General features: G+C 71.2%; 20 protein-coding genes. 17 read left to right on the forward strand and 3 right to left on the reverse strand.

Features of this window, described 5'->3' with window-relative positions; translation table 11 throughout:
- Positions 1 to 40: 40 nt before the first annotated feature.
- From lepB (BLV39_RS19360) to BLV39_RS19385, 6 genes are all read left to right on the forward strand, one after another.
- Positions 41 to 883 (forward strand): signal peptidase I, encoded by an 843-nt coding sequence (lepB, locus tag BLV39_RS19360; RefSeq protein ID WP_373315391.1) that lies wholly within the window; start codon positions 41 to 43, stop codon positions 881 to 883.
- On the forward strand, positions 880 to 1,533 hold the full coding sequence (lepB, locus tag BLV39_RS19365; protein WP_090794230.1) for a signal peptidase I: 654 nt from the start codon (positions 880 to 882) through the stop codon (positions 1,531 to 1,533). The genes lepB (BLV39_RS19360) and lepB (BLV39_RS19365) overlap by 4 nt, the downstream gene beginning before the upstream one ends.
- Before the next feature lie 85 nt (positions 1,534 to 1,618).
- Positions 1,619 to 2,077, forward strand: a complete 459-nt coding sequence (locus BLV39_RS19370) for an NUDIX hydrolase (RefSeq protein WP_090794234.1) — start codon at positions 1,619 to 1,621, stop codon at positions 2,075 to 2,077.
- Positions 2,078 to 2,083: 6 nt separating this feature from the next.
- Positions 2,084 to 2,863, forward strand: a complete 780-nt coding sequence (locus BLV39_RS19375) for a ribonuclease HII (RefSeq protein ID WP_090794237.1) — start codon at positions 2,084 to 2,086, stop codon at positions 2,861 to 2,863.
- A 298-nt stretch (positions 2,864 to 3,161) separates the two neighbouring features.
- Complete coding sequence (locus BLV39_RS19380) at positions 3,162 to 3,485, forward strand: DUF2469 domain-containing protein (protein WP_011905215.1); 324 nt, start codon at positions 3,162 to 3,164, stop codon at positions 3,483 to 3,485.
- A 315-nt stretch (positions 3,486 to 3,800) separates the two neighbouring features.
- Positions 3,801 to 4,385: a murein hydrolase activator EnvC family protein gene (locus BLV39_RS19385; protein ID WP_090797547.1), complete on the forward strand. Its 585-nt coding sequence runs from the start codon at positions 3,801 to 3,803 to the stop codon at positions 4,383 to 4,385.
- A 7-nt stretch (positions 4,386 to 4,392) separates the two neighbouring features.
- Here the strand turns inward: BLV39_RS19385 and BLV39_RS19390 are convergent, their stop codons facing one another.
- Positions 4,393 to 5,568 carry an aminotransferase class V-fold PLP-dependent enzyme gene (locus BLV39_RS19390; protein ID WP_090794242.1) on the reverse strand — a complete coding sequence of 392 codons (1,176 nt, stop codon included), beginning with the start codon at positions 5,566 to 5,568 and terminating at the stop codon, positions 4,393 to 4,395.
- A 72-nt stretch (positions 5,569 to 5,640) separates the two neighbouring features.
- On the opposite strand from BLV39_RS19390, the gene BLV39_RS19395 reads away from it, so the two are divergent.
- Entirely contained in the window at positions 5,641 to 6,138 is a 498-nt protein-coding gene (locus BLV39_RS19395) for an NUDIX domain-containing protein (protein WP_090794245.1), read from the forward strand.
- A 31-nt stretch (positions 6,139 to 6,169) separates the two neighbouring features.
- Here BLV39_RS19395 and BLV39_RS19400 read toward each other — a convergent pair whose 3' ends face one another.
- On the reverse strand, positions 6,170 to 7,102 hold the full coding sequence (locus BLV39_RS19400) for a tyrosine recombinase XerC (RefSeq protein ID WP_090797549.1): 933 nt from the start codon (positions 7,100 to 7,102) through the stop codon (positions 6,170 to 6,172).
- A 65-nt stretch (positions 7,103 to 7,167) separates the two neighbouring features.
- A complete protein-coding gene (locus BLV39_RS19405) occupies positions 7,168 to 8,016 on the reverse strand; it encodes a hypothetical protein (protein WP_090794248.1) in 849 nt (282 codons plus the stop codon).
- A 190-nt stretch (positions 8,017 to 8,206) separates the two neighbouring features.
- Between BLV39_RS19405 and BLV39_RS19410 the strand changes: the two genes are divergently transcribed.
- The 10 genes from BLV39_RS19410 to BLV39_RS19455 all read left to right on the forward strand — a co-directional run bounded on the left by BLV39_RS19410 (position 8,207) and on the right by BLV39_RS19455 (position 19,376).
- Positions 8,207 to 8,566 (forward strand): YraN family protein, encoded by a 360-nt coding sequence (locus BLV39_RS19410; RefSeq protein WP_090794251.1) that lies wholly within the window; start codon positions 8,207 to 8,209, stop codon positions 8,564 to 8,566.
- A gap of 94 nt (positions 8,567 to 8,660) precedes the next feature.
- Positions 8,661 to 10,193, forward strand: a complete 1,533-nt coding sequence (locus BLV39_RS19415) for a YifB family Mg chelatase-like AAA ATPase (protein ID WP_090794254.1) — start codon at positions 8,661 to 8,663, stop codon at positions 10,191 to 10,193.
- Positions 10,186 to 11,373, forward strand: a complete 1,188-nt coding sequence (gene dprA, locus BLV39_RS19420; protein WP_090794257.1) for a DNA-processing protein DprA — start codon at positions 10,186 to 10,188, stop codon at positions 11,371 to 11,373. Before BLV39_RS19415 ends, dprA begins: the two co-directional genes overlap by 8 nt.
- Positions 11,374 to 12,077: 704 nt before the next feature.
- Entirely contained in the window at positions 12,078 to 12,965 is an 888-nt protein-coding gene (gene rpsB / locus BLV39_RS19425; protein WP_090794260.1) for a 30S ribosomal protein S2, read from the forward strand.
- A 72-nt stretch (positions 12,966 to 13,037) separates the two neighbouring features.
- On the forward strand, positions 13,038 to 13,874 hold the full coding sequence (gene tsf, locus BLV39_RS19430; protein WP_090794264.1) for a translation elongation factor Ts: 837 nt from the start codon (positions 13,038 to 13,040) through the stop codon (positions 13,872 to 13,874).
- A 172-nt stretch (positions 13,875 to 14,046) separates the two neighbouring features.
- Positions 14,047 to 14,817, forward strand: coding sequence for a UMP kinase (pyrH, locus tag BLV39_RS19435; RefSeq protein ID WP_089254563.1), 771 nt, complete (start codon positions 14,047 to 14,049; stop codon positions 14,815 to 14,817).
- A 31-nt stretch (positions 14,818 to 14,848) separates the two neighbouring features.
- Positions 14,849 to 15,406, forward strand: coding sequence for a ribosome recycling factor (gene frr, locus BLV39_RS19440; protein WP_090794266.1), 558 nt, complete (start codon positions 14,849 to 14,851; stop codon positions 15,404 to 15,406).
- 116 nt (positions 15,407 to 15,522) lie between these two features.
- Positions 15,523 to 16,671 (forward strand): phosphatidate cytidylyltransferase, encoded by a 1,149-nt coding sequence (locus BLV39_RS19445; RefSeq protein WP_239083837.1) that lies wholly within the window; start codon positions 15,523 to 15,525, stop codon positions 16,669 to 16,671.
- 361 nt (positions 16,672 to 17,032) lie between these two features.
- On the forward strand, positions 17,033 to 18,151 hold the full coding sequence (gene rlmN, locus BLV39_RS19450; protein WP_090794269.1) for a dual-specificity RNA methyltransferase RlmN: 1,119 nt from the start codon (positions 17,033 to 17,035) through the stop codon (positions 18,149 to 18,151).
- A 43-nt stretch (positions 18,152 to 18,194) separates the two neighbouring features.
- Positions 18,195 to 19,376, forward strand: coding sequence for a DivIVA domain-containing protein (locus tag BLV39_RS19455; protein WP_090794274.1), 1,182 nt, complete (start codon positions 18,195 to 18,197; stop codon positions 19,374 to 19,376).
- The last annotated feature ends 238 nt before the right edge of the window (positions 19,377 to 19,614 follow it).

The raw sequence follows: 19,614 nt of genomic DNA on the forward strand, positions 1-19,614 counted from the left end.
CCAGGAACGTCGGCGCCGGTTTCCCCGGCGCCGAATGCAAATGCCCCTCTGGCAAGAGCTGCCGCTCCTGCTGATCGTGGCGTTCTGCCTGGCCGTGCTGATTCGCAGCCTGCTGCTGCAGGCGTTCTTCATCCCGTCCGGCTCGATGGAGAACACCCTGCTGGTCGGCGATCGGGTGTTGGTCAACAAGATCGTTTATGACGTACGGGATCCGAAGCGCGGCGAGGTCGTCGTGTTCCGGGGTCCCGAGGCCTGGGCGCCGCAGCCGGTCGACGGCGGCGACCCGGGCCTGTTCAGCAAGTTGGGCCGTACCTTCGGCGACCTCATCGGGATCAGCCGGCCGGGCGCCAAGGACTTCATCAAGCGTGTGATCGCCGTCGGTGGCGACCGGGTGAGCTGTTGCGACGACCAGGGTCGCGTGATGGTCAACGGTAAGGGCCTCGACGAGCCGTACATCTTCGACAACTCGCCGCTCGACGTGCCGCCGGTGGCCGGCGAGTGTCGGTCGCGCCAGTTCGCCGAAGTGGTCGTGCCGCCCAACCAGTTGTTCGTGATGGGCGACCACCGCGGTGTCTCGCAGGACGCGCGTTGTCAGGGCCCGGTGCCGGTCGACAACGTGGTCGGGCGCGCGTTCGTGGTGGTCTGGCCCCAGGACCGGTGGGCCAACCTGTCGGTGCCCGACACCTTCGACAGCGTCCCGCCGCCGATCAACGGTGACGAGGGCGGCGAGGGCGGCGGCACCGGCGTTCCGATTCGTGGAACTGATTCGCCTCTGTCGGGAAAGGGAGACATTGTCGTCACAATGCCAATCTTCGCGTCCGTCCTTTTTCTGGCGCGTTCTCGACGCGGACTCCCAGACCGGCAACGTAGGCTCCGTCCGTGATTGAGGAACAGACCCCCCAGAAGTCACCGCGCAGCTCGTCGTTCTGGAAAGAACTGCCGATTCTGCTCGGCGTCGCGATCCTCGTCGCCGTACTGGTACGGGCATTCCTCCTACAGACCTTCTACATCCCGTCGCCCTCGATGGAGCACACGCTCAACGTCAACGACCGGGTGCTGGTCAACAAGATCGTCTACAACTTCCGCTCTCCCGAGCGCGGCGAGATCATCGTGTTCCGCGCGCCCTCCGAATGGCGCAGCGGCCTCGACGACGAAGACTTCATCAAGCGCGTGATCGCCGTCGGCGGCGACCGGATCGAATGCTGCGACGAGCAGAAGCGGCTGCGGGTCAACGGGCACTCGATCGACGAGCCGTACCTGTTCAACGAGAACGGCATCAGCGACCCCGCCGCGGACCAGCCCTTCGACTTCACCGTGCCCAAGGGCCGCATCTGGGTGATGGGCGACCACCGGGCCGCGTCCGGCGACTCACTGGAGCACTGGAAGCAGAGCGACGGCGACCCGCTGATCTCGACCATCACCGAGGACTCGGTGGTCGGCCGGGCGTTCGTGGTCTTCTGGCCGGTGGGCCGGGCGACGTGGCTGTCGGTACCCGAGACCTTCAACACCGTGCCGGACCCGTCGGCGGGCTAAGCCCTGTTGGACTCGGCCGCGTCCGGCCTCAGTCGCGAGACAGGGGCCGGACGGGCTTGTCAGCCCGGCTGACTAAGCTGGCGCGGTGACCGAGTTTCGGCCGCGCCGTGCCGCGCGCGTGTTGCTGGTCGACGACGGTGAGCGAGTGTTGTTGTTCCATGGCGTCGACCCGGCGCGGCCGGCCCACGACTACTGGTTCACCCCCGGCGGCGGCCTGTCTTCGGGTGAGGCTCCGGCGGCCGGTGCGGTCCGTGAACTGGCCGAGGAAACCGGTCTCGTGCGCGGCGTTGCCGATCTTGGTGAGCCGGTGTTCCAGGAGACGACGGAGTTTCCGTTCGACGGCGTCTGGTACCGGCAGCAGCAGGAGTTCTTCCTGCTGCGCGTGCCGACGTGGGTGGTCGACACGACCGGCTTCGACCAGGTCGAGCAGGAGTCGATCACCGAGCACCGGTGGTGGTCGATCGAGGAACTGGAGCGTACGAAGGAGCGGTACTACCCCGACGTGCTCACCGCCGTCCTGCGCCGGGTGCTGGGGAAGGACTGATCAGCCGTGCTGACACCACCGCGCACCGTGGTACGCCGAGAAGGCGGCCTCTACGCCCTCGAGCGGGCGTTGCAGCGGCGCGGCTTCCGCCATGTGGCCGGTGCTGACGAGGCCGGCCGGGGTGCCTGCGCTGGGCCGCTCGTGGCCGCGGCCGCCGTGTTGCCGGAGGGCAAGCGCGGGGAGATCGAGGGCCTGGCCGACTCGAAGCTGCTGACCCCGCTGGCCCGGGAGCGGATCTACGCCGAGGTGGTCAAGCGGGCCTTGGCCTATTCGGTGGTGATCATTCCGGCGGCCGAGGTCGATGCTCGGGGGCTGCACGTCTGCAACCTGCTCGCGATGCGGCGGGCTTTGGCGTCGCTGCCGGTGGGTCCCGAATACGTGCTGACCGACGGGTTCCCGCTCGACGGCATGGGCGTGCCCGGGCTGGCCGTCTGGAAGGGCGACCGGGTGGCCGCGTGCGTGGCGGCTGCCAGCGTGCTGGCCAAGGTGACCCGGGATCGGATCATGGTCGAGCTCGACGGGCAGTTTCCCTCCTACGGCTTTTCGGAGCACAAGGGGTACGTGACTCCCGAGCACAACGCGGCCCTCAGCGAGCACGGGCCGTGTGCGGAGCACCGGTTCTCGTATATCAACGTGGCCAATGCGTCGGGGCGGGACTCGCGCCCACCGCGGAGCCGGCGGCCTCGGTCGTTGACGGATCCGTCCAGGTTGGGCGGTGAGGTCGTACCGGACCTGGATCCGGAGGCCGCGGAGTCGTTGGCGTCCGAGTTGGGCGCCGGATCCTGATCGTGGTTGGCCCGTTTGGTAGATCGGCCGACGCGGACCTGGCAGCGCAGCGAAGCGGAGCGGTCCCCGGCGGGAGCGACGGTCAGGACCACCGCGAACCCGGGTCGTCGCTACTTTTTGGCGGTCTTGGTAGTGGTCTGGATCACTGCGGCGGGGGTCCTTCGGGTGACGTTCACGCCCGTCCGGATCCGGTAGGGCGCGCGGAGCCCCCAGGGGGTACCGTCGGCGTGGCGTCCGGCGAGCGGCTTCGGCCGTCCACGCCGGTGGGGGAAGATGGTGCCATGAAGGGCGGAGTGCGATGAGCGCAGAGGATCTCGAGAAATACGAGACCGAGATGGAGCTGCAGCTCTACCGGGAATACCGCGATATCGTCCGCCAATTCTCCTATGTCGTCGAGACCGAGCGCCGCTTCTACCTGGCCAACCAGGTTGACCTGCATGTCCGCAATTCGGACGGCGAGGTCTACTTCGAGGTCGAGATGCACGACGCCTGGGTCTGGGATATGTACCGTCCGGCGCGTTTCGTCAAGAATGTCCGAGTGATGACCTTCAAGGACGTCAACGTCGAAGAGCTCGAGAAGCCCGACATCTCCCTCCCGGCCGACTCCGGCTTCGGCAGCTAGCGGCGCCTACCACAACGCCACCCCCGGCGGGCGTTATCCACAATCCACAGGCCGCTCTACGCCGCGTTGCCGCTCGCCCCGGCCGCGACGAGGCTGCCATGCATGAGTCGGTACGCACTCCGTAACGCCCCGTTGTACTTCGCGGCCGTCGTCCTGGTGGTCGCGGTCGCGATCCTCGTGCCGGTCGGGAGGCTGTCCCCGCCTGCCGCGGCCAGGTTCGGTCCGGCCGTCGGCGCGGTTCTAGCCAGAGGCTTTCCGGCAGCGGTCCGGGCCGGCCCACCGGCCACCGTCGCGGTCGCCTTCCGGCCTGTTGTCATGCCGCAGCGCCCGCTATCGGCCGATCTCGCACTCGGCCGGTCCACGTTGCTTGACCGGTCGCCCGGCGGTGCTGTCTTGCTTGACCGGGCTTCCGGCGGAGTTGCGCTGCTCGATCGATCGCGTGGTCGGGCGCCCGACCTCGGCGAGCCAGGTCCGGTTGTCCGTTCGGCACCTGCTGGTCGCTTCAGACCGCCCGTCGCGCCGCCGCTGCGGGTCACCCGGCGGTTCGAGGAGCCGCCCAGACCCTGGCTGCCGGGCCATCGCGGCGTCGACCTGGCATCGGCGCCCGGCGCCACAGTGTGGGCGGCCGGCTCGGGCGAAGTCGTCTTCGCCGGCCGTGTGGCGGACCGCCAGGTCGTCAGCATTCAGCACGCGGGTGGGCTGCGCACCACCTACGAGCCGCTGATCCCCGCGGTCCGCCAGGGCGACCACGTCGCCACCGGTGACCCGATCGGCATGGTCGCCCCCGGACACCTCGGGTGCCCGGCGCCCGCCTGCCTGCACTGGGGGTTGCGGCGCGACGCCGACTATCTCGATCCGATGCTCCTGCTCGGCTTCCGAGTGCGGCTGTTGCCGCTCTAGCCGGGGCTCACCGCAGCAGGGAGGGGAGGCTTTCGGCGAAGCGCTCGTACTCGCCGGCGTGGTTGTAGACCTGGCCGCAGATCCGCAGCCAACCACGGCCGTTCCAGGAGTTGAGGCTGACCTCGGTCTTGAGCTCGTCGGAGATCCGCTCCCGCAGCGTGACGGCTTCGGGTTGGGTGGTGGCGACGCCCTCGGGCAGTGGGATGAGGCGCATGGGCACGTCGGGGCCGCCCTGGTCGGGCAGCTCCTCGGGCGTCAGTCCGAGAGCCGTGCCGATCACCCGCTGCCCGTAGGCGGCGAGGGCCGCGTTGTGCTCCCGCACCCGGTCGAGACCGAGGCCGCGCAGCGTGAACAGGCCGACCGGCGCGGCCAGCCACGGCGTGTAGTCCAGCGTGGCCTGGAACTCGACGTTGTCGGGGAAGCCATTAGGTTGCTGCCACGACACGACGAGCGGCTCGATCTGGTCGACCCAGCGCTGGGCGACGCTGAGCACGGCGGTGCCGCGCGGCGCGTAAGCCCACTTGTGGAAGTTGCCCACCCAGAAGTCGGCGCCGATGCGGTCGACCTCGATCGGCAGCATGCCGGGGGCGTGGGCACCGTCCACGAGCACCGCGACGCCCAGCCGGGCGGCGACGGTGGCGATGGTCGCGACCGGAAGCTGGTACGCGGTCGCCGACGTGACCTGGTCGACGATCAGCAGCTTGGTGCGGTCCGGACGCAACGCGGCGCCGATCTGCGCGACGAGGTCGGTCTCCCGTGCCCGCAGCGGCAGGGTGACCAGGCCGGCCGTCGCGCCGGTGCGGTCGCACTCGCGCTGGACGGCGTACGAGATCGACCCGTACCCGTGGCTGGTCGTGAGGATCTCGTCGCCCGGCCGGAGCCGCAGCGACTGGAGTGCGATCGCGATGCCCGTGGTCGCGTTGCCGACCAGCGCGGTCCGGTCCGGGTCGGCGCCGAGAAACGACGCGAGGTGGCGGCGGGTGTGCGCGATGCGGTCGAAGAAGCCGCGGTCGAAGAACCGCAGCGGGTTGCTCTCGACCTCGTCGCGCAGCCGCTGCTGGGCGCGCTGCACGTTGATCGGCACCGCACCGAACGAGCCGTGGTTGAGATGCGCGACGCCCGGGTCGAGCGAGAACAGCAGCCGGGCGCCGGGGATCGGGGTGGGCGGTTGCGGCTCAGCCACGCGCGGACCTCATACCGATGATCGTACGAGTCGTCCCGGTGATGGGGGCGGGGTCCGCCGTAGGCTGCGGGAATGGCCTCCCGCGACTCGCACTGCTCGTTCTGTGGCGCCGCCTACGCGCAAGACCAGCCCTGGCCCCGAGTCTGCGCGGCGTGCGGCCAGACCACCTACCGCAACCCGGTCCCGGTCGCCGTCGCGGTGCTGCCCGTCGACGACGGCGTCCTGGTGATCCGGCGGGCGATCCCGCCGCGGGTCGGCCTGCTGGCGCTGCCGGGCGGTTTCGTGGACCACGGCGAGTCGTGGCAACGGGCGGTGACCCGCGAGCTGTTCGAAGAGACCGGCATCGTGGTCGCCGAGACCGACGTGTCGCTGTTCGACGTGCACAGTGCCCCGGACGGCACGGTGCTCATCTTCGGCCTCCTGGCGGCGACCACCGCGGCCGCGCTGCCGGCTTCGACGCCGAACGCCGAGGTGGCCGGCTGGCAGGTCGCCGGCGACACCACCGACCTGGCCTTCGACCTGCACGCGCGGGTCCTGACCCGCTACCTGTCGGACCGAATCTCCGCCTGACCCACAAGATCTCGCCGCGGCGATGCGCTGGTCAGGCGCGCGGGTGGGCCTGGCGATAAACGGCGCGGAGCCGCTCCATGGAGACGTGTGTGTAGATCTGCGTCGTGGCCAGCGACGCGTGCCCGAGCAGTTCCTGCACCGCTCGCAGGTCGGCGCCGCCCTCCAGCAGGTGGGTGGCGGCCGAGTGGCGCAGCCCGTGCGGCGTGGTGTGCGGGAGGCCGGCCGCCCGGGCGTAGCCGCTGACGAGCCGTCGTACCACCGTCGCTTGCAGGCGGCCACCGCGCGTGCCGAGGAACAGCGCGTCGGCACTCGCTCGGGTCGACAGCGACGACCGGCCCAGCCGGAGCCAGTCGTCGACCGCCTCCTGTGCCGGTTGTCCATAGGGGACCGAGCGTTCCTTGTCGCCCTTGCCGACCACGCGGACCACCCGACGGCCGGCGTCGACGTCGACCCGGTCCAGGCCGCACAGCTCGCTGACCCGGATGCCGGTGGCGTACAGCAACTCCAACACCGCGCGGTCGCGCAGCAGCGTCGGCGCCGCCTCGTCGCCCGGCGCCAGCACGAGCTCGGTCGCCTGGTCGGCGCGCAGCACGGTGGGCAGGTCGCGGTTGGCCTTGGGCGTGGCCAGTCGAGCGCCGACGTCGCTCTCCAGCAGCCCACCGCGGTGCGCCCAGGCGCTGAACGTGCGGGCCGCGGCGGCCCTGCGGGCCAGGGAAGCGCGGGCGCCGCCGAGGGTACGCAGGCGGGCCAGCCAACTGCGCAGCACGGCGAGGTCGAGGTCGCCCGGCGTCGCGCTGCCCATGCGCACCGCGTGGTCGAGCAACGAGACGACGTCGCCGACGTACGCGCGTACGGTGTGGGCCGATCGATTTTCGACGTGTGACAGATGCCGGGCGAACTCGTCGACCGCTTCGCGCATCGCGTGCGGAAGCGACTCGTGCAGTGCCTGCGTCGACCGGCCCATCACCGCGACGGTCACCGCCCCGGGACCTCTCGTCAAGTCGCCGCGCCGTCAGTCGGCCGCCGTCGTCAGGCGGCGGCGAGGCCCGCGGCGATCAGCAGGCCGAGGCCGACGACCAGGTAGACCGCCGGCGGTCGCAGCCAGCCGCCCGGACCCTCGGCCCGCGCTCCGCCCGTCGTGGCGGCGTAGAGGCCGGCCGCGAGCAGGGGCAGGCCGGCGATCAGGAACATCCCGGAGACGATGCCCGAGATCACCAGTGCGCCGCTGAACATCGAGTCGAAGAAGATCCGCAGTGCGCCGATCTCGAAGATGGCGGTGAGTACGCCGTAGGCGAGCAACAGGCCCGGCCGGCGGGTGCGGTAGACGCCGTCGGCGGGTGCGCCCGGTGCGGCACCGGGGCGGCGCAGCGGATCGGTCGGGAAGCGTTGGGTCTCGTCACGCGGCGCGATCGGCGGCATCAGCCCGGTGGGGGCGTTCAGGCCGGCCGCGCTGTCGCCGGGCATTCCCGGCCCCGGGTCGGGGAGGGCCAGCGGCGGTGGCACCGGCTCGCCGACCGGGATGCGCGGTTCCATCGGCGTGGACCGGGGAAGCTCGCCCGTCGCCGGTCCGGCCGAGTCGACGGCGTACAGCCGCGGCGGTGCGTCGTCCATCGGGCGCCGCATGCCGTCGGCCGGCAGCGGGCGCGCGGAGGTGTTCCACGACGGCTGGTCCGGCTGGCCCTCGCCGACCCACCGAGGGTCTCCCGGCGGGCCGCCGTAGCCGCTCACGAACCCGTTGAACGACGGCTCGCCACCGCGGTCGCCGCCGGCCTCGCGCGGGTAGCCACCCTCGCGCCAGCCGCCACCGCCCGCGCCCTGGTCGTCGTCGTTCCACCGCTGTTGCTGCTCGTCGTCCGGGTATCCGCGTCGTCCGTCCACGCGCCGCACGGTAATTGAGGTGCCCGCGAACCGGCCAGCCGAGTATCCGAAATGCGAATTTAAGCGTGGTGATTCCGGTCCCCGTAGAGTGATGTATCACGCTCCGTGGTGTTCACCACCGGTTTCCACAGGCCGGCGTTGTCCACAGGGGAAGATGCGGCGCCGCTGGTCGGTCACGCATGGTCGGCCCATGACGGTGGTACGACAGGCGGTCGGCGCCTGGGGTGAACGGCGGGCGGCCCAGCATCTGGCCGACGAGAGCTTCCGGATCGTCGCGCGCAACTGGCGCTGCCCGCTCGGTGAGATCGACATCATCGCGTGGGACGGCGACGCACTGGTCTTCTGCGAGGTGAAGACCCGGCGCGGGCTCGGCTTCGGTGTGCCGGCCGAGGCGGTGGTGGCGGCCAAGGCACGGCGGCTGCGCCGGCTCGGTGCGCGGTGGCTGGCCCTCAACAGCGTGCATCCGCGCGAGATCCGGTTCGATGTGATCGCCGTCCTGGTCCGCCGGCCGGGCACCGTCGAGATCGACCACATCCGTGGCGCCTTCTAGCACAGCCTGGGCGCGGTGTGTGCGTTGTCCACAGCCGAGAGTTGTCCACAGGCGTCGAGCGGGATCATGCCTTCGCACGGCACCGTCCTACCTCGTGAGCTACGCGAAGGTGCTGTCCGTCGGGTTGGTCGGTGTCACCGGACATCTGGTCGAGGTCGAGGCCGACCTCTCCGCGGGGCTGCCCGCCGTCGTGATGTCCGGCCTGCCGGACACGGCTCTCAACGAAGCCCGCGATCGGGTACGAGCGGCGGTCGTCAACTCCGGTGAGCGTTGGCCCAACCGGCGGATCACCGTCAACCTGCTGCCCGCGACCCTGCCCAAACACGGCTCTGCCTTCGACATGGGCATCGCGGCGGCGCTGTTGGGGGCGGCCGGCGAGCTACCGCTGGCCGCCCTCGACGGCGTCGTGATCCTGGGTGAGCTAGGTCTCGACGGCAGCGTGAGGCCGGTCCGCGGCGTCTTGCCGATGGTCGTCGCGGCCCTGCGCGCCGGCATCCACCGCGCGGTGGTGCCGCTGGCCAACGCCGCCGAGGCCGCGGTGGTGCCGGGCATCACGGTCAAGGCCGTCGAGACGCTGCACCGCCTGGTCGCCTACGTCCGCAGCGGCGGCGCGCTGCTCGACCCGCCCTCCGACCACCCGCCGCCCGAGCCCCTGATGCTCGACCTGGCCGACGTCGCCGGCCAGGCGCTGGGCCGGCGGGCGATCGAGGTCGCCGCGGCCGGCGGGCACCACGTGGCGATGTTCGGCCCGCCCGGCGCGGGCAAGACGATGCTGGCCGAGCGGTTGCCGTCGCTGTTGCCACCACTCGACGACGAAGCGGCGCTCGAGGTCTCGGCGCTGCACTCGGTGGCCGGTCTGCTGCCGGAGGGCGGCCGCCTGGTGCGTCGCCCACCGTTCCAGGCCCCGCACCACTCGGCGACCCTCGCCGCGCTGGTCGGCGGCGGTTCCGGCCTGGCCCGACCGGGAGCGGTCTCGCTCGCGCACCGAGGCGTGCTCTTTCTGGATGAAGCCCCCGAGTTCGCCACCAGAGCGCTCGAAGCACTGCGCCAGCCGCTGGAGTCCGGCCGGGTGCTGCTGAGCCGCACGGGCGGCACGACCGAATACCCGGCCCGCGTCCAGCTCGTCGTCGCGGCCAACCCCTGCCCCTGTGCCAAACCGCAGGGCGACGCGCACTGCGAGTGCACGCCGTTGGCCCGGCGCCGCTACCTGGGCCGGCTGTCGGGTCCGCTGCTCGACCGCATCGACGTCCAGATCGAGCTGATGCCGGTCACCGCCGCCGACCTGTTCGTCACCACCAGCGGCGGCGAGCCGTCGGCCGACGTCGCCGAGCGGGTCGCCAAGGCCCGGGCCGCCGCTTTCGCACGCTGGTCGGCCGAGCGCTGGCGGGTCAACGCCGAGGTGCCCGGCCCGCGCCTGCGCCAGCCGCCCTGGCGGTTGCCGTTGCGCGACACCCAGCCGTTGCGGCGCCGGCTCGACAGCGGGTCGTTGTCGGCCCGGGGATTCGACCGGGTCCTGCGCCTGTCGTGGTCGATCGCTGACCTCGACGGCCGCGACCGGCCGACCGTCGACGACGTCGAAGAGGCGCTGGCGCTGCGCACGGGCGGCGGGAGGCGGTTCGATGGCTGAGACCGACCTCCGGCTGGCCCGGGTCGCGCTGACGCTGCTCGCCGAGCCCGGCACCCGGGCGGTGCACCGACTGGTCGCCCGGCACGGGCCGCACGAGGCATTGTCGATGGCGTTGGCGGGCGAGATCCCCGACGAAGCGGCGCGCGACGCGGTCCGCGCCCGCCTGGGTGCCGGCGACCCACGCCCGGCGGCCGAGACGGCCCTGGCGACGGGGGAGCGACTCGGCGCGCGCGTGGTGATCCCCGAAGACGACGAGTGGCCCGCGCAGCTCGCCACGCTCGAGCACGTCCAACTCGCCGGCACCGACCGCCGGGTCGACCGTGAGCTGGCTCCACCGCTGTGCTTCTGGGTGCGCGGGGCGTGGCCGTTGGCCGAGGCGTTCGACCGCTCGGTGGCGATCGTGGGCTCGCGGGCGGCCACCCAATACGGCGAGCACGTCGCCACGGATCTCGCCTACGGCCTGGCCGAACGTGAATGGACGGTGGTGTCGGGCGGCGCGTTCGGCATCGACGCGGCGGCACACCGGGGTGCCCTGGCCGCCGGCGGGCTGACCGTGGCAGTGCTCGCGTGCGGCATCGAGCGCGCTTACCCGGTCGCCAACACGGCCCTGTTCGAGCGCATCGCCGACACCGGCCTCCTGATCACCGAGTGGCCACCGGGCGCCGACCCGCTGCGACCGCGCTTCCTCATCCGCAACCGGGTGATCGCCGCCGTCACCCGCGGCACGGTCCTGGTCGAGGCCGCGGCCCGCAGCGGAGCCACCCAAACCGTGCGGCGCGCGATCGCCCTGCGCCGTCCGGCCATGGTCGTGCCGGGTCCGGTCACGTCGGCCATGTCGGTCGGCTGCCACGAGATCCTGCGGCTGCACGACAGCGCACGCCTGGTCGCCAACGTCGGGCACGTCCTGGAAGAGGTCGGCCGGATCGGCGCCGACCTGGCGCCGACCGCCCAGGGCCCGGAGAACCCGCGCGACCAGCTCGACGACCAGGCGACCTTCTTGCTGGAGTCGATACCCCGGCGCGGCGCCATCAGCCCCGACGCGCTGGCCGTCCGGGCCGGCGTCGACATCCGCACGACCCTGCGCAAGCTCACCCTGCTGGAAACGCTGGGCTTCGTCACCCGCCGCGACGGCGGTTACGCCCTCGTCCCACTCGCCCTCCGCCGACGCGAGCCGCCATGACCGCGCCGCACTTCGCGGCCGGGCGCGCGGCCGCCGGGTTCCGTGTGGGTAGCCACCGTTGCCTGCCCACGCTGGTGGTCCGCGCGCTGGCTACGCGGGCGGTGATCGTCGAGGTGATCGAGCTCGTGTGCGTGGCCCGGCCTCCCCGACCGCAGACCCCTCCTCCGGCGTCAAGGAGAACGCGCGATGACCTATCCGACCGAGGACGAGCTGAATGAGCGGCTGCGGGCTGCCGTGGACGCGGCCGCCCGACGAAGATCGGAGCGCCTTCGGTTCCGGGCTGCCTTCGCTGCTACCCGCTGGGCCGGCCTACAAGAGCGCCATGCGACCAAGCTCGCGCGCCTGGACCGAGAACTCGCGGACGTCCCCGACCCGACCCCACCGCCATGACGGCAGGCACCCGCGAGGCGCGCGGGGCGGTAGTGGCGGATGCGCTCCGAGATGTGGCGGCCGCCCTGCGGTCGTGGTCCGCGGAGGTGGGGAAGGGGGGCGACTGCAGACGGCGTACACTTGGGTTTTGGCGACCGCCGCAGGGCGGTCGACCTCGCGCGCCCTTCTCGCGTTCGCGTCCTTGTGGCTCGAGGTGAGCGACGGTCCCCTGGTCCCGATTTTCATTGGGCCCACCATGACTGTCGACCGGGCGCCAGGACGCTCGGCCGCCCGGCCGGCGTGACAACCAGGGACAACACGAGGAGTACCCCACCATGGCCGTTGTGACCATGCGCCAGCTGCTGGAGAGCGGTGTCCACTTCGGGCACCAGACCCGGCGCTGGAACCCGAAGATGAAGCGCTTCATCTTCACCGAGCGTAACGGTATTTACATCATCGACCTGCGCCAGACTCTCGAGTACATCGAGAAGGCGTACGAGTACATCCGCACCACCGTCGCCGAGGGCGGCAGCGTGCTGTTCGTCGGCACGAAGAAGCAGGCGCAGGAAGCCATCGCGGAGCAGGCGTCGCGGGTTGGCATGCCCTACGTCAACCACCGCTGGCTGGGCGGCATGCTCACCAACTTCCAGACGGTCTACAAGCGGCTGCAGCGGATGAAGGAGCTCGAGGCGCTCGGCGACCTCAGCGGCACCGCCGCCGGCTACACCAAGAAGGAGACCCTGCAGCTCTCGCGCGAGAAGATCAAGCTGACCCGCACCCTGGGCGGCCTGCGCGACATGCAGAAGATCCCGGCCGCCGTCTGGATCGTCGACACCAAGAAGGAGCACATCGCGGTTGACGAGGCCCGCAAGCTGGGCATTCCGGTCATCGCGGTGCTTGACACCAACTGCGACCCGGACGAGGTCGACTTCCCGATCCCGGGCAACGACGACGCGATCCGGTCGGCCGAGCTGCTGACCCGGGTTGTCGCGGCTGCCGTGGCCGACGGGCTGATCGCCCGCTCGGGCCGTGGTCGTGGCGGCGACGACAAGCCGGAGCCGGGCGTTGTCGGCACCGACGAGCCGCTGGCCGAGTGGGAGCGCGAGCTCCTCGAGGGTGCTGACAAGAAGGCCGACGACAAGCAGGCTGACGAGAAGCCGGCCGACGCCGCGCCGGCTGACGCGAAGCCGGCCGACGAGACCGCAACCGTCGCCGCGGAATGAGCTGGTCCCGGGTCCGCCCCACCGGGCGGGCCCGGCCACCACGACCCCCACTAACCATCAAAAGAGAGAGTCATGGCTGACTTCACCGCCGCGGACGTCAAGAAGCTCCGCGATCTCACCGGCGCCGGCATGATGGACAGCAAGAAGGCGCTCACGGAGGCCGACGGCGATTTCGACAAGGCCGTCGAGGTGCTGCGCATCAAGGGTGCGAAGGACGTCGGCAAGCGTGCCGGGCGTACGGCCGCCAACGGCCTGGTGGCGCACTCCGGCAAGGCGCTGCTCGAGCTCAACTGTGAGACCGACTTCGTCGCCAAGAACGCCGACTTCATCGCGCTCGCTCAGCAGCTCGTCGAGCACGCTGAGTCCGCTGGCGTGACCGACGTCGAAGGGCTGCTGGCCAGCACGCTGGCCGACGGCCGCACCGTCGCCGACACCGTCCAGGAGGCCTCGGCCAAGATCGGCGAGAAGCTGGTGCTCAACCGCTTCGCCGTGCTGGACGAGAACGGCTCCGTGGCCGTCTACCTGCACCGCAAGAGCCAGGACCTGCCGCCGGCGGTGGGCGTGCTCGTGCAGTACACCGGCAAGAGCGACGAGGCCGCCGACGCCGACGCGCGTGGCGTCGCGATGCAGATCGCCGCGATGCGTCCGAAGTACCTCACGCGTGACGAGGTGCCGGCCGACATCGTCGAGTCCGAGCGCCGCATCGCCGAGGAGACCGCTCGCGAAGAGGGCAAGCCCGAGGCCGCGCTGACGAAGATCGTCGAAGGCCGCACCAACGCCTTCTTCAAGGACTTCGTGCTGCTCGAGCAGGCTTCGGTCGCCGACAACAAGAAGTCCGTCAAGCAGGTCGTCGGCGAGGCCGGCATCGACGTGACGCGGTTCGTCCGCTTCGAGGTCGGCCAGGCCTGACCGGCTGCCGCGCCCCCGTCCTTCGGGCGGGGGCGCGCCACCGGCCGGGGCGCCGGTGGCCCGCGTGGGCAATACGCTCCAGGCGGCACCGGATCGGTGCCGAAGCGACGCGCACCGGATCGGTGCCGGGAAGCGATGCGCACCGACTGGTGCCGAGGCGAGAGGCGGTCGGATGACGGACGTGGCAGGCGAGTCGACGCAGGTGGTCGAGGATCCCACCGCACCTCCTCCGGGCCGGCCCCGCCGGGTCGTACTCAAGCTCTCCGGTGAGGTCTTCGGCGGCGGCATGGTCGGTGTCGACCCCGACGTGGTGCAGGCCGTCGCCCGCCAGATCGCCTCCGTGGTCCGCCGCGGTGTCCAGGTCGCCGTCGTCGTCGGTGGTGGCAACTTCTTCCGGGGCGCCGAGCTGCAGAAGCGCGGCATGGACCGGGCCCGGGCCGACTACATGGGCATGCTCGGCACCGTCATGAACTGCCTGGCCCTCCAGGACTTCCTGGAGAAGGAGGGCATCGAGACCCGCGTGCAGAGCGCGATCACGATGGCGCAGGTCGCCGAGCCCTACATCCCGCTGCGGGCGATCCGCCACCTGGAGAAGGGTCGCGTGGTCATCTTCGGCGCGGGCGCCGGGATGCCGTACTTCTCCACTGACACCGTCGCCGCCCAGCGCGCGCTGGAGATCCGTGCAGACGTGGTGTTGATGAGCAAGAACGGCGTCGACGGGGTCTACACCGCCGATCCGCGCACCGACCCGACGGCCAGCAAGTTCGACTCGGTCACGTTCGCCGAGGTGCTCCGGCGCGGGCTGCGGGTGGCCGACGCGGCCGCGTTCAGCCTCTGCGAGGAGAACGGCTTGCCGATGCTGGTGTTCGGCGCCGAGGGCGACGACACGATCATGAGGGCCGTCGCCGGCGAGCGCATCGGCACCTTGATCACAGCCAACTGAGCCACATCCCCAGAAGGAGGCGACGGACCCGGTGATCGACGACACACTCCTCGAGGCCGAGGAAAAGATGGATGGCGCGGTCAACCACGCCAAGGAGGAGTTCGCCGTGATCCGCACTGGGCGGGCCAACGCTGCGATGTTCTCCAAGATCGTCATCGAGTACTACGGCACCCCGACGCCGCTGACCCAGATGGCGTCCGTCGGCACGCCGGAGCCTCGGATGGCGATCATCAAGCCGTACGACAACTCGCAGCTCGGTGCCATCGAAAAGGCGATTCGCGACTCGGACCTCGGTGTCAACCCCAACAACGAGGGCACCCAGCTTCGCATCGTCCTCCCGCAGATGACCGAGGAGCGCCGCCGCGACATGATCAAGGTGGCGCGGCACAAGGCCGAGGAAGCCAAGATCGCGGTGCGCAACGTGCGGCGCAAGGCCAAGGAAGAGCTCGACCGCCTGGTGAAAGACGGCGAGACCGGGGAAGACGACGGTCGACGGGGCGAGAAGGAGCTCGACGACCTGACCCACCGGTACGTCACCCAGATCGATGAACTCCTTAAGCACAAGGAAGCCGAGCTGCTCGAGGTCTGAGTCGGAGGGCCGCGCAGGTGCAGTAGGCTCGGCACGATTCCTCCTGGTCAGGAGATCGATGGGCGAAGGGGGCTCGGCGACATGAGACGTTCGACGGCGGGCTCGATTGCGGCGTGATGTCCTACTCCGACCCCTATTCGAGCGCTGATCCGCCTCGGGCGCGACACTCCGGTGTCGCGCCCGAGAAGTACGACCCAGGGTTCCCGGCCAACCTCGATGTCCCGGGTTGGGCCGGCCCCACGCAGCCCGGCATCGGGCTGCCGGAGCCGGACCCGCGCCGGGAGCCGGAGGTCAACGGCTACACGGCCGAGACGACCCAGCTCCCTCTGGTCACGCCGCGCGCCCAGCACCAGCCCGGCGACGACGATGCCGACGAGGACGCGACGCCGCCGCGGCGCCCCGGCCCCGGCAGGCGTCGCGCCGGCCCCGGGCGGCCGCCGACCGTCCAGAAGACCAGTCGCGCCGGCCGCAACCTGCCCGCCGCGATCGGTGTCGGGCTCACCCTCGGCGCGGTCCTGCTCGTCTCGCTGTACGCGTACAAGCCGGCCTTCCTCGGTGTTCTCGCGGTGGCCGTCGCGGTCGGCATCTGGGAGGTCAGCCGCGCGACCCGCGAGGTCAAGGCCAACCCACCGACGATCCCGTTGATCGCGGGCGGGGTGTTGATGGTCGGCCTGGCCTGGTACGCCGGTGCCGACGCCCTCATGCTCGGCCTGGTGGCGACCCTGCTCGCGGCGACCGTGTGGCGGCTCGCCGACGGGCCGAAGGGCTTCAAACGGGACCTGACCGCGTCCGTGCTGATCGCGGTCTACGTGCCGTTCCTCGCCGGGTTCGCCGCGCTGCTCGCGGTGCCGCAGGACGGCGCCGACCGGGTGCTGGTCGTGCTGATCGGCGTCGTCCTCTCCGACACGGGCGGTTACGCGGCCGGTGTCTTCCTGGGCCGCCATCCGATGGCGCCGACCGTGAGCCCGAAGAAGTCGTGGGAGGGCTTCGGTGGCTCGCTCGTCGCCGCGGCCATCGGCACTGCCCTGAGCTGTTACTTCCTGCTCGGAGTCGACTTCTGGTGGGGCGCGTTGATCGGTGCCGCGATCAGTGTCGCGGCGGTCCTCGGCGACCTCGGCGAGTCGATGCTCAAGCGCGACCTGGGCATCAAGGACATGAGCCGGCTGCTCCCGGGCCACGGCGGCCTGATGGACCGCCTCGACTCCATCCTGTTCGCGGTGCCGACCGCCTACCTGCTGCTTGCGATCTTCGCCCCGGTGCGCTGACCCTCGGGTCCGGCGGTGGGTGGGGAAAGCGACGTTTCGGAAATCACTTCATGTGAGCCGGCGTACGCGGATCGGAGCGTTCGCGGCGCGGTCCCGACGGTCCCTGGGGGCATTTGATCGGCTTGAGGCCGCGCATCACCTTCCCGTACTTTCGGTGGTGCCTAGCGGGATGCGGGCGCAAATGTGGGCTTTTGGCGGCGCGCGGACCCGGCAGCGAAGCGCAGCGAGCGGTGCGCGCGGGAGCGAGCGGTCGTGCCCACGACGCACGTGCGTCGATGAATTGACGTTTGATCTTCTTATTTCCGTCCCGGCGCCCGGGCAGGTGAAGGTGATCGAACAGCCGTGGGAGACTTGAGCCGCCATGACGAGCCTGCCCATTATTCAGTCGGCCGCCACCGCCGGGCGGCGGCCGGCGATGCCGCCGCGCCATCTTGCCGATCTCGACATATCGGGGCGTGAGGCCGCGTTGGTCGCGCTCGGTGAGCCCAAGTTCCGTGCGCGGCAGTTGTCCACGCACTACTTCGGCCGGCTGGAACGCGACCCCGAGGCGATGACCGACCTGCCCGCGGCGACGCGCGCGAAGATCGCGGACGACCTGCTGCCGCAGTTGCTGACGCCGGTACGCGAGATGGCCACCGACGACGGCGCCACCCGCAAGGCGTTGTGGCGGCTACACGACGGCTCGCTCGTCGAGAGCGTGCTGATGGGCTATCCGGATCGCGTCACCGTCTGCATCTCCAGCCAGGCCGGCTGCGGCATGGCGTGTCCGTTCTGCGCGACCGGCCAGGCGGGGCTGACCCGCAACCTGTCCACCGCCGAGATCGTCGACCAGGCGGTCTACCTCGCGGGCGTCGCGGCTTCGGGTGTGATCGCCGGTTCGCCGTCGCGGCTCTCGCACGTGGTGTTCATGGGCATGGGCGAGCCGCTGGCCAACTACAACCGGGTCGTGGCCGCCGTCCGGCGCCTGACCTCGCCGGCGCCCGAGGGGCTCGGGCTCTCGCAGCGACACATCACGATCTCGACGGTCGGCCTGGTGCCGGCGATGCGCAAGCTTGCCGACGAAGACCTACAAGTGACTCTTGCGTTGTCGCTGCACGCGCCCGATGATGATCTGCGCGATGAACTGGTGCCGGTCAACCAACGGTGGAAGGTGGCCGAGGTGCTCGACGCCGCGTGGCATTACGCGGATCGCACGGGGCGCCGTGTTTCCGTCGAATACGCGATGATCAAAGACGTGAACGACCAGCCGTGGCGAGCTGATCTGCTCGGACGTCTGCTGGCCGGGCGGCAGACGCACGTCAACCTCATCCCGCTGAACCCGACTCCGGGCAGCAAGTGGGATGCGAGTGCCAAGCCGGTCGAACGCGAGTTCGTCCGGAGGCTGCGCGCGGCGGGCGTGTCGACTACCGTGCGTGACACCAGGGGTCGCGAAATCGACGGCGCGTGCGGCCAGCTCGCCGCGTCCGAGGTGACGACATGACCGCGTTCGGGGCCGCGGCCGAGCGAACTAACCAGGAGACATAGTGGCGAGCCAGGGTCAACGATTCCGCCGTCGGGCACTGCGTCGCGGCTACAAGGTCGACGAGGTCGACGCCTTCCTGGACCGCGTCGAGGCGACCCTCGCCGGCGATCCGGTCGGCCAGCCGGTCGGGGCGCAGGAAGTCCACGACATCGTCTTCCGGGTCCGGTTCGGCGGGTACGACGAATGGCAGGTCGACCTGCACCTCGACCGCGTCGAGCGGCAGGTCGGCGAGCTCGAGGAGCGCAACGGGCGCTCCGGGGGCCCCGACCGGATGGGCCTGCCGGACCGGATGGGCCCTCCCGGCCAGTTCGGCCCGCCGCCCGGTGATCGGATGGGACCGGGGGACCGGATGGGTCCGCCGATCCCGGCGCCGCCGCCGGGCTCCTTCGGCCCGCCGCCGGACCGTCGTGCCGCGGCGATGGGCGGCAACCCGCTGCCGACCCGGCCGACCCCCAACGACGACCCCTACGCGCGCCCCGGCCCGCCGCCGCCTTACGGCTCCGGGTTCGATGGCCCGCGTGGGTACGACGGCCCTGGTCAGCAGGGTGCCGGACCGCTGCCTCCGGGCGCCGGCCAGGGCGCGCCCCCGATGCGGGGTGGCGGCTTCCCGCCGCAGGACGACGGCTACGACGGCCCGGAGCAGCCCGGTCGCCGCGGCCGGATGGACATGACAGCCGAGATCCGCATGCCGGAGCGCGGTGACCCGGGCCGTGGTGGTCCGGTGCACCCGGGCGGCGGCGGTCCCGGCATGGGTGGCGGTCCCGGCATGGGTGGCGGCCCCGGCATGGGCGGTGGCCCGGGCATGGGCGGTGGCCCCGGCATGGGCGGTGGCGCACCCGGCATGGGTGGCCCCGGCCTCGCGATGGGTGGCGCGCCCGGTGGTGGCATGGGTGCCCCCGGCATGGGTGGCCCGCCGCTGATGGGCCCGCCCGGCAGCGATCTCGCACGGGTCGACTCGATGCGGCGGTCGTTCCAGGTGCGCCGGTTCGGCAGCGGCTACGACCCGATGCAGGTCGACCGCTTCTTCGAGGACGTGCTGACGGGCATGACCGGCCGCGGCCCGATCCCGACCACCGACGCGGACTTCGACGCGGGCCAGTTCGGGCTGGTGCCCGGGGGCTACTTCGAGGCCGAGGTCGAGCAGGCCCTGCTGGAGATCCGCGACATCGTTCGTCGGCGCTGAGCCTTCAGTCGTTTCGCTGTCCCGCCCGCTGGTCTTTTCTGACCGGTGGGCGGGACTGTTTTGTAGGCGGCTCGTCCGGCTGGCGGTCGGAGCGTTTTGATCGACCTCGCGGAACTTGAGCGCAGGCCACTGCCCGGGGTGCCGCGCTTGTTTCCTGTCGGCTGCCTCGCCGATGGCCGGGAGCTGGAGTCGCGCGCCGGCGGACCACGCCGACGGCACGGCCGTCGGACTCGGGGTC

Source organism: Asanoa ishikariensis (genome assembly GCF_900107455.1).
GTDB lineage: Bacteria > Actinomycetota > Actinomycetes > Mycobacteriales > Micromonosporaceae > Asanoa > Asanoa ishikariensis.